Annotated in this window: 16 protein-coding genes; 1 reads left to right on the top strand and 15 read right to left on the bottom strand. The window is 60.1% G+C overall.

Going from position 1 to position 14,195, the window contains the following annotated elements; translation table 11 throughout:
* Positions 1–24 precede the first annotated feature (24 nt).
* Positions 25–231: a 30S ribosomal protein S21 gene (rpsU, locus tag PRI8871_RS01390; protein WP_008207378.1), complete on the top strand. Its 207-nt coding sequence runs from the start codon at positions 25–27 to the stop codon at positions 229–231.
* Positions 232–313: 82 nt separating this feature from the next.
* Here the strand turns inward: rpsU and PRI8871_RS01385 are convergent, their stop codons facing one another.
* From PRI8871_RS01385 to PRI8871_RS01315, 15 genes are all read right to left on the bottom strand, one after another.
* Entirely contained in the window at positions 314–2,122 is a 1,809-nt protein-coding gene (locus PRI8871_RS01385; protein WP_108884396.1) for a calcium-binding protein, read from the bottom strand.
* 114 nt (positions 2,123–2,236) lie between these two features.
* Entirely contained in the window at positions 2,237–2,956 is a 720-nt protein-coding gene (locus PRI8871_RS01380; protein ID WP_219928984.1) for a hypothetical protein, read from the bottom strand.
* Positions 2,957–2,988: 32 nt separating this feature from the next.
* Positions 2,989–4,041 carry a GSCFA domain-containing protein gene (locus PRI8871_RS01375; protein WP_108884394.1) on the bottom strand — a complete coding sequence of 351 codons (1,053 nt, stop codon included), beginning with the start codon at positions 4,039–4,041 and terminating at the stop codon, positions 2,989–2,991.
* 98 nt (positions 4,042–4,139) lie between these two features.
* Positions 4,140–5,057, bottom strand: coding sequence for a polyphosphate kinase 2 (gene ppk2, locus PRI8871_RS01370; RefSeq protein ID WP_108884393.1), 918 nt, complete (start codon positions 5,055–5,057; stop codon positions 4,140–4,142).
* Positions 5,058–5,176: 119 nt separating this feature from the next.
* On the bottom strand, positions 5,177–6,184 hold the full coding sequence (locus PRI8871_RS01365; protein WP_108884392.1) for a Hint domain-containing protein: 1,008 nt from the start codon (positions 6,182–6,184) through the stop codon (positions 5,177–5,179).
* Between the two features lie 138 nt (positions 6,185–6,322).
* Complete coding sequence (locus PRI8871_RS01360) at positions 6,323–6,781, bottom strand: Lrp/AsnC family transcriptional regulator (RefSeq protein WP_108885168.1); 459 nt, start codon at positions 6,779–6,781, stop codon at positions 6,323–6,325.
* 90 nt (positions 6,782–6,871) lie between these two features.
* Positions 6,872–8,044 (bottom strand): MFS transporter, encoded by a 1,173-nt coding sequence (locus tag PRI8871_RS01355; RefSeq protein WP_181389339.1) that lies wholly within the window; start codon positions 8,042–8,044, stop codon positions 6,872–6,874.
* A 105-nt stretch (positions 8,045–8,149) separates the two neighbouring features.
* On the bottom strand, positions 8,150–8,584 hold the full coding sequence (gene mscL, locus PRI8871_RS01350) for a large conductance mechanosensitive channel protein MscL (protein WP_108884390.1): 435 nt from the start codon (positions 8,582–8,584) through the stop codon (positions 8,150–8,152).
* Positions 8,585–8,693: 109 nt separating this feature from the next.
* A complete protein-coding gene (locus PRI8871_RS01345) occupies positions 8,694–9,134 on the bottom strand; it encodes a YtoQ family protein (RefSeq protein WP_108884389.1) in 441 nt (146 codons plus the stop codon).
* Between the two features lie 112 nt (positions 9,135–9,246).
* Complete coding sequence (gene pheT, locus PRI8871_RS01340; protein ID WP_108884388.1) at positions 9,247–11,646, bottom strand: phenylalanine--tRNA ligase subunit beta; 2,400 nt, start codon at positions 11,644–11,646, stop codon at positions 9,247–9,249.
* Positions 11,647–11,650: 4 nt separating this feature from the next.
* Complete coding sequence (locus PRI8871_RS01335; RefSeq protein WP_108884387.1) at positions 11,651–11,923, bottom strand: YrhK family protein; 273 nt, start codon at positions 11,921–11,923, stop codon at positions 11,651–11,653.
* A 9-nt stretch (positions 11,924–11,932) separates the two neighbouring features.
* Positions 11,933–13,006, bottom strand: a complete 1,074-nt coding sequence (pheS, locus tag PRI8871_RS01330; RefSeq protein WP_108884386.1) for a phenylalanine--tRNA ligase subunit alpha — start codon at positions 13,004–13,006, stop codon at positions 11,933–11,935.
* A gap of 209 nt (positions 13,007–13,215) precedes the next feature.
* Complete coding sequence (rplT, locus tag PRI8871_RS01325; RefSeq protein ID WP_108884385.1) at positions 13,216–13,584, bottom strand: 50S ribosomal protein L20; 369 nt, start codon at positions 13,582–13,584, stop codon at positions 13,216–13,218.
* 22 nt (positions 13,585–13,606) lie between these two features.
* Positions 13,607–13,807, bottom strand: coding sequence for a 50S ribosomal protein L35 (rpmI, locus tag PRI8871_RS01320; protein WP_108884384.1), 201 nt, complete (start codon positions 13,805–13,807; stop codon positions 13,607–13,609).
* A gap of 129 nt (positions 13,808–13,936) precedes the next feature.
* Positions 13,937–14,170: a hypothetical protein gene (locus PRI8871_RS01315; RefSeq protein ID WP_108884383.1), complete on the bottom strand. Its 234-nt coding sequence runs from the start codon at positions 14,168–14,170 to the stop codon at positions 13,937–13,939.
* Positions 14,171–14,195 lie beyond the last annotated feature (25 nt).

Below are 14,195 nucleotides of genomic sequence, written 5' to 3'. Positions count from 1 at the left end.
ACTTAGAAAGGTGGTGAAAACCACATGCAGGTTAGTGTTCGCGACAACAACGTCGATCAGGCGCTTCGTGCCCTGAAGAAAAAGCTGCAGCGTGAAGGCGTCTTCCGTGAAATGAAGCTCAAGCAACATTTCGAAAAGCCGTCCGAGAAAAAAGCGCGCGAGAAGGCTGAAGCGATTCGTCGTGCCCGTAAACTGGCACGTAAGAAAGCCCAGCGCGAAGGCATGCTGTAAGCATCCGAACGTCGGAATTTGGAAAACCCCCGCAGCCTCAGGCGCGGGGGTTTTTCTTTGGGGCGTCGCGGTGGCGGGCCGGTCAGAACAGAAAATCTTCGGCGGTTAGGTCGCCCTGCCGGATGCCTTCGAGCCGAATGATGGTGCCAAGCCCATCATCGATGATTGTGACTTGCCCCTTTTGTTCCAGATGGTTCTGGACCAAGTCGTTGAACGACTGGATCGCCCCAAGGCGCGACAGATCAATCCGCTCGTTCCGCTCTGACAGGTCAAAATCGGTGATCGTGGTATCGCTCCCCCCAGCGCGGAAGCAGAAGGTATCGGCCCCGCCGCCACCCGTCATGACGTTTTTGCCGTGATATTCCAGCAGCATATCATCGCCGACACCGCCGATCAGCGTATCATCGCCCCATGCGCCATTGAGCGTGTTGTCCCCGTCATTCCCGACGATCCGGTTGTTCTGCGCGTTGCCTGTGCCGTTGATATTGGCCTTGCCCGTCAAGGTCAGCGCCTCGATGTGTTGGCTATGGTCGCGCAGTTCGAACGACACCGAAGCGATCACATGATCCCATCCTTGCCCCGCCAGTTCGACCACCTTGTCGCCCGCGTGGTCGACGTAATAGGTGTCATTGCCCTGACCGCCCATCATCTCATCCGCGCCCTGGGCATCGCGGAAGGTGTCATTGCCTGCCCCGCCGATCAGCTTGTCATTGCCCCACGCGCCATCAATGACGTTATTGCCCGCATTGCCGACGATCCGGTTTTGCTGACTGTTGCCGACCGCGCTAAGGTTCTTGGTGCCGGTCAGGGTTAACGCTTCGATATGTTGGGAATACTGCCGCAGCGTGAACGAGACCGAGGAAAACACCGCGTCCCAGCCCTGCCCCGGCAGTTCGGTGATCGAATCGCCTGCGTTGTCGACGTAGTAAATATCGCTGCCCTGCCCGCCCAGCATTCGGTCTGCCCCGCTGGCATCGCGGAAGATGTCGCTGCCCGCGCCACCGATCAGGTTGTCATCGCCCCATGCGCCATCCAGCACGTTGTTGCCCGCATTTCCGACGATCACATTGTTCTGGCCGTTCCCAATACCGTTCAGGTTGGCTTTGCCCGTCAGGGTCAGCGCCTCGACATGCTGGCTATGATTGCGCAGCGCGACCGAGACCGAGGCAAAGACACTGTCCCATCCGCCATCCGGCGCTTCGTCAATCGCCTCTTGCCCGGTTTGGATCACATAGGTCGTGTTGCCCTTGTTCGCGGTGCCACTGGCCGTTTTGACCAAGGCATTGGCCAGCGTCTGGCTAAAACTGTCGGTATAATGCAGGCCATCGGAGAAAATGGCCGATCCGCTAAGCCCATTCTGCTTGGCCAAAGTGTCAACATTGACCGTGTTGATCCAACCTTTGGAACTTCCAAGCTTTTCCAAGGCCGTTTGAATGGCCTGCCAATGCACCCGCCCGCCAGCGTCCGGCGCGTGGTCCGACAGCCCGGCAATGGTAACCCCGAATTTCGCCGTGGTGCCCGCGCCTTCGGCACCGTTCACCGCTTTGCGGAACGTATCGATCACCTTCAGAAAGTCATTGGCGTAATCCGATGGGGTGCCAACAGACTTGGTATCCGCCTCACCCTGAAGCCAGATCATATTGGCCAGATAGGCATCGGGATTGGCACGCAGCACCGCGACGGTGCGATCTGCGAGCAGATCCGGCAGTTCAGACGCCGTCGCCCAATCCTCATGGCCCGCCCGCTGCCAGGTCAGCGGCGCACCGGGCGCATAGGCCGAGATCAGAACATAGCCACCTTTGCCATAGGTCTTGTCCAGTGCCGTCTGCACTTCGCCCGCAACGCGCTGTGCGTTGCTTTGCCCCGCCAAAATGAAAATCGGCCTGCCCATCCCAAACCTCCGGATCTGATGCCCTCAAGGCGTGATCTTGCGGATGCTCGGTCAATGAAGTGTTAAAATAACACTTTGAAATTGCTTAACTTAAATCAGGGTTTAACCCAATTTTCATGAAATTTGGGGCGTGATCCGTTCTAGAACAACTCGCCCGTACCCGGCGTTGGCATGGACAAAATCATCCGGCGGCAGGCTGGCATCAACGTTCAGCCGCACGGCCCCGCGGCTAAACCGCTGCCGGGTCAGAAACCCATGGGCAATCGTGTCTTCCGGTTGGTGCAGCAGATGCACGCCTGCAAACGCCGCCTCTAATCCGGCGCGAAGATCGGCCAACAGGGCCGGGCCGTTTCCGTCGTTCGCCAGACGCGCGAACAGCGGAAAGCGGCGCGGCATGGTTAAGATCCCCTCAGCCGGACAGGGCTGCGGGACGATGAAGATTGGCGCGTTGATCTGACCCTGCAACGCCGTCGCCATTCGGCCCGGCAGGCTGTCTTGGGCCAAAGCCGTCAAGCTGGTGCGATAGGCGGCGCTGGACAGCTCAGCCAAGGGCGCATTCCCCCGACCGGGCCAGCCTTCGACGTGATGCGCCTGCGCGATCCGCAGCCCAGTGAAGACCGAGATCGACATAGCGACAAATACCACGGCATCGAATTCGGCCAAATCTACGTGATCCGGCGTGCCCATTTGCGCCAACCGGTCCCGCATTGCGTCGGTCTTGGCGGTCAAAACCGTACCGTCCAACGCGGCATCCTCAGGCTCCATCGCGGGTTTGGCGAAGACCGTCAGATCCAGACCCGCCGGGCCAAACTTGCGATGGGCGGCAATCAGCATCCCGGCGTGGGAATTTCCAATCAGGCATAGCTTCATGACTTGGCGAACGCCTCTAGCAGAGCCTCTTCGCAGATGGCTTCGTCGGGGGCGTCGCCCTCTGCCCCGCGCGGGGCCGAGGCCATGACCGGCGCTGGCACATCGCCCAAACCGGGATGCGCGCCAAAGAACACAGACATCACAGTATCTATCCCCGCCTGCGTCACGGTCCGCAGATTGTCGTTGTAGAACTGTGCTGCGAACGGGCTGCCGGTGATGATCTCATAGGACGGCATATAGTCGATGCGGTCGTCCTGATCCGCGACCTCTTGCGCAACAGCCCGCAGCACCGATTTTGAATAGGTCGTGGCGGTCAAAACATGCTGGCCCGCCGCCGTGGCCGTCAGCGGCACGGGCGACACGGTCAGCAAGATACGGATATGCGGCGCGATGGACCGGATCAGCGCAATCGCCGCGTCAAGATCCGCGCGGCTTTGCGATGACGTCAGGTTTAAGAACCCGTGGCGGTTTGCATCAAACTGTCCCGCAATCACCCCCGGTGCGGTGGGGAACACGCGGCCCGTCGCCCGATCCTCCCAGCATTCGGTCAGGCCAAGGGTAAAGACAAACACATCCGTTTCGGCAAACATCTGGCGCACCAAAGCCAGATGCGACAGCCGGTGGCGACGCAGCGCCGCTTCGCTGGCAAAGCCGTCTGGTTCGACATTCGGACGCAGCGCATCGAACAGGCGATCCACCCGCGCCCAGATCGCGCAACCGTGCACCTGCTCTGCCTCGGCATCCTCAAGCAATTGGCGCAGCTGCCGCGTAGTGTAGATATTGCCGTAGCGCGCCGAATAAAGGCCATAGCCAAACCGCCGCGCCACATCGGCGGGCATCAAGGCGGGGGCAGGCTCCACATCCACCAGCGACAGGGCCGAGCCACGCACATAGCGCGCAATGTTCTGCGCAAAGCAACTGCCCGCCGTGGCGATCCGCATTCCGGGTTCCAGCGCGAATTTCGGCTGATACAGATCTGCCAGCCGAAAATCATCGGCATCGCGGCACAGTTTCCAAAAGGCTGATGGGGGCAAATCCGAATAAGGCATGGGCCAAGCCTAGCGCCGCCGCGCCGCCCTGTCAGGCAGCATCGCAATCGGGGGATGGCAACGACGGGGCGCTGTTGCACAAGCGCCCCGTGCGCGGATCAGTACACCTTGGGAACGTAGAGCGCATCCGGCAAAACCCGGCGTTCATAGTCAGGGTTATAGACCCGATCCGGCAGCGCCACCTTTTCATGCGGCACCTCGGTATAGGGGATCCGCGACAACAGATGTTCGATACAATTCAGGCGTTCGCGTTTCTTGTCGTTGCCTTCGACAATGTACCAAGGCGCTTCGGGGATGTTCGTGCGGGCGAACATGTCTTCCTTGGCCTTGGTGTACTGTTCCCAGCGGACCCGCGATTGCAGGTCCATCGGCGACAGCTTCCACTGTTTCATCGGGTCGTGCACCCGCATCAGGAATCGCATCTGCTGTTCTTCGTCGGTGATCGAGAACCAGTATTTCAGCAAGATAATCCCCGACCGGACCAGCATCCGTTCAAATTCGGGAACGTCCTGAAAGAACTGTTCAACCTGATCGGCCGAAGCAAAGCCCATCACCCGTTCAACCCCGGCGCGGTTGTACCATGACCGGTCAAACAGAACGATTTCACCGCCCGCAGGCAAGTGCGGCACGTAGCGTTGGAAATACCACTGGCTTTGTTCGCGGCGCGACGGCGCGGGCAAGGCCACCACACGGGCAACACGGGGGTTCAAGCGCTGTGTGATGCGTTTGATCACCCCGCCTTTGCCCGCAGCATCCCGGCCTTCCATGATGACCAGAACCTTAGCGCCTGTATGTTCCACCCAGTCCTGAAGCTTGATCAGTTCAGCCTGTAGGCGCAGCAGGTTGCGGAAATACGTCTTGCGATCCAACAGGTCGGGATGGTTGTCGCGGTAAATCTTGCGGATTTCCTGACTGAGCATCGGCTCAGAAAACTCAATCTCGTAATCTTCATCCAGCGAGTCCTGCAACTCCGCCTCTAGCCAATCAAGGGGCTGGTCGTCGGATCTGTCGGGCATTCTCGGTCTCCTGTAGGAATAGGCTCGCGTCGTAACATCACTGTTTAAAATATTTGTGATGGCAAATCTTTGCGCTGTTTCAGTGTTGTATCACCCCACAGCCGCCGTTGGAATGCGCATTAGATGGCGCGGTTGCCGCGTTTTTCAGGCAACTCAACCCGCGACCGCCCAGCCCGCCGTGCCGCCTTGCCCGATAGCAGTGGGCGCACAGGGTGGTAGGCCCGGTTGTCCACCGCCGCATGGAACGCGGAGCGGTCTTCGCTGGTTTGCAGCATCGTCTTGGCTTCAGGCCCCGGAAGTAAGCTTTCGCAGGGGCTGCCTTCGGCGATCACCAAATCGTGCCGGTCCAAAAGGATATGCACATAGGTGATCTCACCGCCGCTGCGGATCGTGATGGACTTGCCGTTCACCAATTCCTTGGCGGGCACCAACAATTCCGTCACGCCAAGGTCAGAGCTATTGCGCGGCACGCGGATCATCACCCGGTGCTGTTGCGACAGGCGCAGCGGCGCGTGATTTCCAATGCTGCCGGTCGCGAAATGCACCGGGGCTGACGGGCCAAGCGCAGAGACACGGCGACGGCCCAGCCACTTGATGGGCCGCGGCGGGCCGTTCCAGGTGCTGACCTCCATGCCCACACGCAATTGCCCTGCCTTCACCAAACCGTCCGGCGTACAGATCTGGGTGCTTCCGGCAAAGCAGATATATGTGTGGGTGTAGGCCGCGTTCTGATCGGTGTTGAAAAACTGCGGCGGGGCCGCCTCTGAATAATTGGTGTTGTACCAGCCCTGCAAATCAAAATCGGGGGCCCAAATCAGATGCACCGTCCCGCCAAACTGGTCTTGCCCGGAAAACACAACAATACCACCTGCGCCGACGGCATCGCTTCGAGCGACGCCTGCGTTCACGACGTTGATCACAGTGCCTGACGAATTGGTATATTGCAGATCGTAGGTCGCGCCGATGTTGAACGACCGGGGGTCTAGATCGGCATCCTTCGTGGTGATCGTCAGGTTGGAGGTTGTACTGGGCGCAGCATCAAAACGCGACGAACCCGGCACAATATTCACGTTGGCACCGGTCGCGGTCGAAAACTGGTTGTTTTGCGCCGAGATGACGAAACCCACGGGACAACTCTCAAATACCTAGAAACAGCGCCTAGACATAATGATCGGCAGAGCTTGCCGCGATGTTAACGCCCGCGCCCGAACCCCGAAAAGTTGTGCAAAACGGCCACAGTCCCCTTGGGCGTCTGGTCGTGGTTATCAGACCGGTAGGGCCGTGGTCTTGAAGACCGTCTTCAGCGCAAAACTCGACTGCATTTGCGCAACGCCCGGCAGGCGCGCCAAATACTGGCGATGGATGCGGGCAAAGTCTTCGGTGTCGGCGGCAACGACCTTCAGCAAATAATCCGCCGTTCCGGCCATCAGGTGGCATTCCAGAATATCGGGCACACGGGACACAGCCGCCTCAAAGGCCTGCAAGACGTCATCCGATTGCCCTGCCAGCCGGATTTCCACGAACACCGTCGTCGGCTTGTCCAGCTTTCGCGCATCCGCCAACGCAACATAGTCGCGAATGACCCCCGTCGCCTCAAGCCGCTGCACCCGGCGGTGGCAGGCAGATGGTGACAGGTTCACCTCTTCCGACAGATCGGCATTGGATATCCGCCCTTTGCGCTGAAGCACGCGCAGCAGTTTGCGGTCCATTTCGTCTAGGTCGATTGCGTCGGTGGGCCGGGCCATGGTCACTCCAAGTAAAGCACGCTTATCAGGCCATAGCGCGGCCAGGGCTGCAATGCAGACTTTGGGCCGTCAGGCCAATCTTTGGCGACGGCGGGCCTGAGCCAGGTGCAACCCCGCGCCCAGCACATAGCACAGGCAAAGCCCCAGATAGATCGCAGGCACGCCGCCCACCTCTAGCAGTACCAGCAACAAAGGCGTTCCAAGCGTGTTGCCCAAGTTGCCCATCTGCGCCATCGCGCCATTGGCAAGCGCTTGGTCATTTGGATCGGGGTTCAGTTGCGGAATGGCGGCGAAACTGCTGCTTTGCACCAGCCCAAGCATGGCCATCAGGCCAATCGCCAACCATGCCGACGACGACTGCGCCATCAGGACCAGCGTCATCCCTGCCGCCAACAGAAAGCCCGTTGTCACCAGACTGACCGCCCGGATACGCACCAATAACACCATGCCCAAAGTCATCGACACAACCATCCCCGCCACCGGCATCAGCGTCGCGGCCCATGCGCGGTCAGCCTCGCTCAGCTGCCCCGGCAGCACCGTCAACAGCGCGACATAGGTCAGCGTATAGCACAGCCACCCCATCGCAGGCGCGGCCACACTGGGCGAGCGATAGGCCGCGCGGTGCCGGTGCAAAACCATGCGCAGGCTAAGCCGTTCGTCTGAAACCGGCACCGCCCCACGCGGCAACACATGCCACAGCGCACCCGCGACAACGATCATCGCCAAGCCATGCAGGTGCAACAATACCGGCAATCCGTGGCTGGCGACCAAGGGCGTGCCCAGCCATGCCATCAGGAAGAACCCAGCCCCGAAAAACGTGCTCCAAACCGTCATGACGGCGGGCCGATACTGCGCCGGGCTAATCACCGCCATCAGTGTCGGCGCGGCAACGACGATCACCAAATGCGACGCGCCCTCCAGCAGCCGCAGCGCCAGCATGACCGGGAACGGCGGCAGAAGGCTTTCGGCCCCGGACAGGATCGCACCAAACAACAGCGCCGCGATCAGCAGCCGCCGAAACCCAACCCGCGAAACGACGATGCCCGCGAACAGGCCCAGAACCACGCCCAGAAAGCTGATGATCGACACCAGAAACCCCAGCTCCGCCCCTGCCTCGGGATAGGCATCCCGCAGCGCCTCAAATGGGACTGAGACCTTGGCGAACTGAGTCGCCGCGCAAAGACCCGCAAAATAAAGCGCAATCAGCGCAGAAATGGGAAGTTTGTCAGGGGGCTGTGTCATGCGGCGCATCTGGCCACCGGCCACTGGATTTGTAAACGGCAAAGGGCCTGCCAAAATGGCAGGCCCCGCAAACAATTCACTATCTACTTACCTTTTCAGAAAGGCTTAGCCTTTCTTAAGCGCGTCGCGGATCTCCATCAGAAGATCGACCTCGGTCGGTCCAGCAGGTGCTGCGGCCTCTTCGACTGCGGCTTCTTCTTTGGCAATCGCCGCTTCTTTCAGGCGGTTGACCAGTTTGACCAGCAAGAAAACCACGAAAGCGATGATCAGGAAGTTGATAACCGCCATGACAAAGCTGCCGATTGCAAAAACCGGCGCGCCGGCTTCTTGTGCCGCGGCCAGCGACGCATGCGTGCTGCCGTCGAGGGTGTAGTACCACCCCGAGAAATCGACGCCGCCGGTGAACAGGGCGATGATCGGGTTGATCATGTCCTTCACAAGCGACTGAACGATGGCCGTAAAGGCCGCGCCCACGATGATACCCACGGCCATATCCATGACATTGCCGCGAGCAATAAAGTTTTGGAATTCCTTCAGCATGTCTGTCCCCACCGAAGCTGTTTCTGAGCGCCCTTCTGATGCATTCCAAGATCGGAATAAAGGTTAATTATTGAGTCAACTTCCCCCTCAAACCGCTCTGGATCTTTTTTCAAAGCGCTCCGGATAGGACATAGCGCAGGATTCGGACCACTTCGCCCGGCGTGCGGGTCACGGCCAATGCGGCCGCGTCCACCTCTTTCAACGCGTGATCGTGATCTGGCTGTTGAAGAATTATCAAAGACTTGCCAAGTGCGGCAGCGTAGCCCGCATCAAAGGCGGCGTTCCATTGTTTGTACTTTTCGCCGAAGCGGACCACCACGACATCGGCATCCGAAATGCCCTTGCGTGTGCGGATCGCGTTGACCATCGCGCCCTTGTGGTCGTGCCAGTATTTGTTCGGCTCGGCCCCCAGAATCTCGACACCGCAATCATCACTGGCTGCGTGATCGGTGACCGGAGCGCTGAACGTAATGTCCAAACCGCGCGCCCCTTCGATGATCTGTTCGCGCCAATCGGTATGAATTTCCCCCGACAGGTAAACGTTAAGCATGGTCTGTTTCCTCCTGATTTGGGCGCATAGTGGCGATTGCAGCGCGAAATGGCCACCCGCCAACAAAACGGGGGCCCAAACTGGCCCCCGTCGAACTCTAAATGCGCTTGGCTTAGCCCCGAAGGGTGCCGCCGGTTGCCTTGCTGACCTTTTCGACGATCTTGGCGGCGACCGCTTCGATGTCTTTTTCCTTCAGCGTTTTGTCGGTCGGCTGAAGGCGCACTGTAATGGCAAGCGATTTCTTGCCCTCGCCCAAGCTGCCACCGATGAATTCATCAAAGACGCGCACGTCGGAAATCAACGCCTTGTCCGCACCGGCGGCGGCATTGACCAGATCCAAGGCGTTCACGTCCTTATCGACGACAAAGGCAAAGTCACGCTCGACCGATTGCAGATCGTTCAGCACCAGCGCCGGGCGGGTGGCGGTCGATTTGCGCGGCAGCGGGATTTCCCCCGGATAAAGCGTGAAGGCCACAACGGGGCCTTTAACGTCCATCGCCTTCAGCACCTTGGGGTGCAATTCGCCAAAGACGCCCAGCACCTTTTTCGGGCCAAGGCAGATTTTGCCGTGACGGCCCGGATGCCACCAGCCTTCGGCACCGCGAAGGATCTGAACCTTGGCCGGTGCGCCCATGGCGGCCAGCACAGCCTCAGCATCGGCCTTGGCATCGAACACATCCACCGGGCGCGACGCCCCGTGCACGTCCTTCGGGCCGGTGCGACCAACCAGAATGCCCGCGACCTGCATGTGCTGCTCTTCCGGCTCACCGCCTTGGAAGGCGTGACCCGCTTCGAACAGAGCCATATCGGCGAACCCACGTGCTTGGTTGCGTGCGGCCGCCTGCAGCAGACCCGGCAGAAGCGAAGGGCGCATATGGCTCATTTCGCTGCTGATCGGGTTGGCCAGCATGGTCAGGTCATCACCGCCACCGAACAGCGCCGCCGAGGCCTGATCGATGAAGGAATAGGTCACGCATTCATTGTACCCAAGCGCCGCCGTGGTGCGGCGGGCCGACTGTTCACGGCGCTGCATCGGCGACAGGATCGCCTTGGGCACGCCCGGCGTCAGACGCGGAAGCGGCTTGCCCTGCAACTTGGTCAACGATGCAATACGCGCGACTTCCTCAACCAAATCGGCCTCACCCAGCACGTCCGGGCGCCACGACGGAACATGCGCCATGTCGCCTTCCAGACGGAAGCCAAGCGCGGTCAGCGTCTGGCGCTGCACGCTTTCGGGGATCTCCATACCGACCAGCGAAATCACGCGCTTGGGGTCCAGTTTATAGGCGCGGCTGACATCAGGCACTTCGCCCGCGACAACCACGTCCGATGCCTCACCACCGCACAGATCAAGGATCATCTTGGTCGCATCGTCCAGCGCCTGCATGTTGTAGGCCGGATCAATGCCGCGTTCGTTGCGATAGCGCGCGTCCGAGTTGATTTTCAGCCCACGGCCCGTGGTCGCGATCTGGATGTTGTCCCAGAACGCCGCCTCAAGGAACACGTTCACCGTCTCTTCGGTGCAGCCAGTTTCCAAGCCGCCCATGATGCCGCCAACGCTTTCGATGCCATTGTCGTCCGAGATGACAACCATGCCTTCGGCAAAGGTGTAGGTCTTTTCATCAAGGCCAACCATCGTTTCACCACCTTTGGCACGGTGAATGCGCAGCGCGCCGTTCACCTTGTCGGCGTCGAACACGTGCAGCGGGCGGTTGCGGTCATAGGTGAAGAAGTTCGTCACATCGACCAACATCGAGATCGGGCGCAGACCCACGGCCTTCAGCCAGTCTTGCAGCCATGCCGGGCTGGGCCCGTTCTTGACACCCTTGATCAAGCGGCCCGCGAAGACGTGGCAGCCGTTTTCACGGGTGTCTTCGTCAATCGTCACGGCCAGTGGGCACGGGAAAGTGCCGTCGATCTTTTCCTGCGCCAAGGGCTTCAGCTTACCCAAACCGCGCGCGGCCAGATCGCGGGCCACACCATGCACACCCAGCGCATCGGGGCGGTTCGGTGTAATCGCAATCTCGATCACCGGATCAACCTTGGACGGGTCATTCGCCGCCAGCCAATCAACAAAGCTTTGACCAACCTCGCCCGAAGGCAGTTCGATAATGCCGTTATGTTCGTCCGAAAGCTCCAGCTCGCGCTCCGAACACATCATGCCGTGGCTTTCCACGCCGCGGATGTTGCCCACGCTCAGCGTCACGTCGATGCCGGGGACGTAGTCGCCCGGCTTGGCCAGAACCACCGTGATCCCGGCCCGCGCATTCGGTGCACCGCAGACGATCTGCGTCTCACCCGCGTTGGTTTCCACCGTACACACGCGCAGACGGTCTGCGTCGGGGTGCTGCTCGGCGTGCTTGACCTTGGCCAGCGTAAAGACCTTCAGCCGGTCCGCCGGGTTTTCGATCCCTTCAACCTCAAGCCCCAGATCGGTCAGCGCGTCGCTGATCTCATCAACCGAGGCCGTGGTGTCGAGGTGCTCTTTCAGCCAGGAGAGAGTGAATTTCATATCGTTATTCCTTGAACCGTCGGGCGGCCGCTTTGTTCATTCTGGTCAGCCTGAATTCGCGGATCAGGCGGAGCGTGGGTTTGGCTGCAAAGCAGAGCGACCCCAGAAGGAAAAGCGTGGTGCCCAGTGTCAACAGGCTGTCGTAGAAGAAGCAGATCGAGCCGAAGATGAAGCACAGCGCCGCGGTGAAATCGACAATCGTATAGGCGATCTCGTAAGCCGCGTATTTCCGGCGCTGTTCCTCTGTGTCGTGGCTATGATCTGCATCGAATAGCATGGGTGCCCCTTAGCGCGACAAGCCGCCGTGCAGGTTGGGCGTGTCCAGTGCGGCAAAGCCGTAGTGGCGCAGCCAGCGCAGGTCGCTGTCAAAGAAGGCGCGCAGATCGGGGATGCCGTATTTCAGCATCGCGATCCGGTCGATCCCCATGCCAAAGGCAAAGCCCTGCCATTCGTTCGGGTCAACACCGGCGTTTTGCAGAACCTTCGGGTGCACCATCCCGCTGCCGAGGATTTCCAGCCAATCGTCGCCTTCGCCAACCTTCAGCTGGCCCCCTTCCCACGAACACCGAATATCGACTTCTGCCGACGGCTCAGTGAAGGGGAAGTGCGATGCGCGGAAGCGCAGTTCGACCTCGTCCACCTCGAAATAGGCTTTGACGAACTCTTCCAGCACCCATTTCAGGTTCGCCATGGAAATGTCCTTGTCGATGGCAAGGCCCTCGACCTGGTGGAACATCGGCGTGTGGGTCTGGTCGTAGTCGGCACGATACACACGGCCCGGCGCGATAATGCGGATCGGGGCACCGGTCTTTTCCATCGTGCGGATCTGCACCGGCGAGGTGTGGGTGCGCAGCACATGCGGCGGGCGATTGTCCCCTGTCGCGCGGTGCATATAGAACGTGTCCATCTCGGCGCGCGCCGGGTGGTGGCCCGGAATGTTCAGCGCATCGAAGTTGTACCAGTCGCTGTCCACCTGCGGGCCTTCGGCCACCGAAAAGCCCAGCTCGGCAAAGATCGCTGTCACTTCTTCGGTCACTTGGCTGATCGGGTGGATCGAGCCTTGGCGCACCGGGCGCACAGGTAGCGTCACATCCAGCCATTCGCCCCGCAGACGCTCATCCAGCGCGGCATCGGCCAGCGCCTCTTTCTTGGCGGCAAGGGCCGAGTTGATCTCATCCTTGAGGGCGTTCAACTTGGGGCCCGCCACTTGGCGTTCTTCGGGCGTCATCTTGCCCAGCTCGCGCATTTGCAGGCTGATCTCGCCCTTTTTGCCTACGGCTTGAACGCGCAGGTCTTCCAGCGCAGCTTCGTCGCCAGCCCCGGCAATCAGGGCAATGTATTTCTCGCGCAGATCGTCCATCTGATCCTCCGAAATTCGCTTGTCGCCTCAGTACCGACCACGGCCAAGGGGCGCAACCCGCCCGCTAGGTGCCAAAGGCACATGGCGGGCTTATCCTGTGCGGGCCCCGCAGGGGCGCGCGCGATTTGGCAAAAGGGGCCGGGGCAAAGAAAAACGCCGCAGACCCGGCAGGGGCCTACGGCGCTCAATCCAAAAGTGGATCGTATCGGTTAAGCCGCAGGCAGGGCTGCCTTGGCCTGATCCACGATCGCGGCAAATGCCTCGGGCTCGTGAACGGCCAGATCGGCCAGAACCTTGCGATCAACTTCGATGCCCGCAAGATTCAGGCCGTTGATAAATCGCGAATAGGTCAGCGCTTCGTCGTGCGAACGGACAGCCGCGTTGATGCGCTGGATCCACAGAGCGCGGAAATTCCGCTTACGCTGCTTCCGGTCGCGCGTGGCGTACTGGTTGGCCTTATCGACGGCCTGACGGGCGACCTTGAAGGTGCTCTTGCGGCGACCGTAGTAGCCTTTGGCGGCCTTCAGGACCTTCTTGTGACGGGCGTGGGTGGTGGTACCGCCTTTAACTCGGGACATGTGTGTTCTCCTTCAGGCTGGCTTAGCGGTCGTAGGGCATATAGCCCTTGACGATCTTTGCGTCGGGGGCGCTCATGGTGGTGGTGCCACGTGCATCACGAATGAACTTCGTGGTGCGCTTGATCATCCCGTGACGCTTGCCGGCCTGGCCACACTTGACCTTGCCAGTTGCAGTCACTTTGAAGCGCTTTTTAGCGCTCGACTTTGTCTTCATCTTGGGCATTTCCGTCTCCTTGGAAAGAACGGTTTCGGTTCACGCGACTCGGCATGCCACATTGGCCGGCCACGCAGATTGAGCGCGCCATATACGTGCGGATCTTTGCATTGGCAATAGTAACTTGGTCCAGACGGCTCAGAAAGCCGTCTGCATCAGCTTGCCGATCATCGTATAGAGCACCATCGGCAATTCTTCGGCGGTATATCCGCCCTCTTTGCTGCGAAAGGCATAGACGACCAATGCGCCGCCGCCAATAAGAACAAGCGCCGCAACCCGAGGGGCGCGACGCTCACTCATAGCGGAAATGATGGCCGGAATGGCCAAGATCAACAGGAACAGTCCCAGCAGTATCGCAGTATCAGAGTTCATTCCGCAGCCTCCATCTGCGGAAAGC

This window comes from Pseudoprimorskyibacter insulae, assembly GCF_900302505.1.
Lineage (GTDB): Bacteria > Pseudomonadota > Alphaproteobacteria > Rhodobacterales > Rhodobacteraceae > Pseudoprimorskyibacter > Pseudoprimorskyibacter insulae.
This window is presented reverse-complemented; position numbering and strand designations above follow the sequence as displayed.

Bases quoted from the DNA above. Each gene is read 5' to 3' on its own strand.
- PRI8871_RS01385 (WP_108884396.1), bottom strand. From the start codon at position 2,122: ATGGGCAGGCCGATTTTCATTTTGGCGGGGCAAAGCAACGCACAGCGC.
- rpsU (WP_008207378.1), top strand. From the start codon at position 25: ATGCAGGTTAGTGTTCGCGACAACAACGTCGATCAGGCGCTTCGTGCC.
- PRI8871_RS01355 (WP_181389339.1), bottom strand. From the start codon at position 8,044: ATGACACAGCCCCCTGACAAACTTCCCATTTCTGCGCTGATTGCGCTT.
- rpmI (WP_108884384.1), bottom strand. From the start codon at position 13,807: ATGCCCAAGATGAAGACAAAGTCGAGCGCTAAAAAGCGCTTCAAAGTG.
- rplT (WP_108884385.1), bottom strand. From the start codon at position 13,584: ATGTCCCGAGTTAAAGGCGGTACCACCACCCACGCCCGTCACAAGAAG.
- PRI8871_RS01380 (WP_219928984.1), bottom strand. From the start codon at position 2,956: ATGCTGATTGCCGCCCATCGCAAGTTTGGCCCGGCGGGTCTGGATCTG.
- pheT (WP_108884388.1), bottom strand. From the start codon at position 11,646: ATGAAATTCACTCTCTCCTGGCTGAAAGAGCACCTCGACACCACGGCC.
- ppk2 (WP_108884393.1), bottom strand. From the start codon at position 5,057: ATGCCCGACAGATCCGACGACCAGCCCCTTGATTGGCTAGAGGCGGAG.
- PRI8871_RS01375 (WP_108884394.1), bottom strand. From the start codon at position 4,041: ATGCCTTATTCGGATTTGCCCCCATCAGCCTTTTGGAAACTGTGCCGC.
- PRI8871_RS01315 (WP_108884383.1), bottom strand. From the start codon at position 14,170: ATGAACTCTGATACTGCGATACTGCTGGGACTGTTCCTGTTGATCTTG.
- pheS (WP_108884386.1), bottom strand. From the start codon at position 13,006: ATGGACGATCTGCGCGAGAAATACATTGCCCTGATTGCCGGGGCTGGC.
- mscL (WP_108884390.1), bottom strand. From the start codon at position 8,584: ATGCTGAAGGAATTCCAAAACTTTATTGCTCGCGGCAATGTCATGGAT.
- PRI8871_RS01335 (WP_108884387.1), bottom strand. From the start codon at position 11,923: ATGCTATTCGATGCAGATCATAGCCACGACACAGAGGAACAGCGCCGG.
- PRI8871_RS01345 (WP_108884389.1), bottom strand. From the start codon at position 9,134: ATGCTTAACGTTTACCTGTCGGGGGAAATTCATACCGATTGGCGCGAA.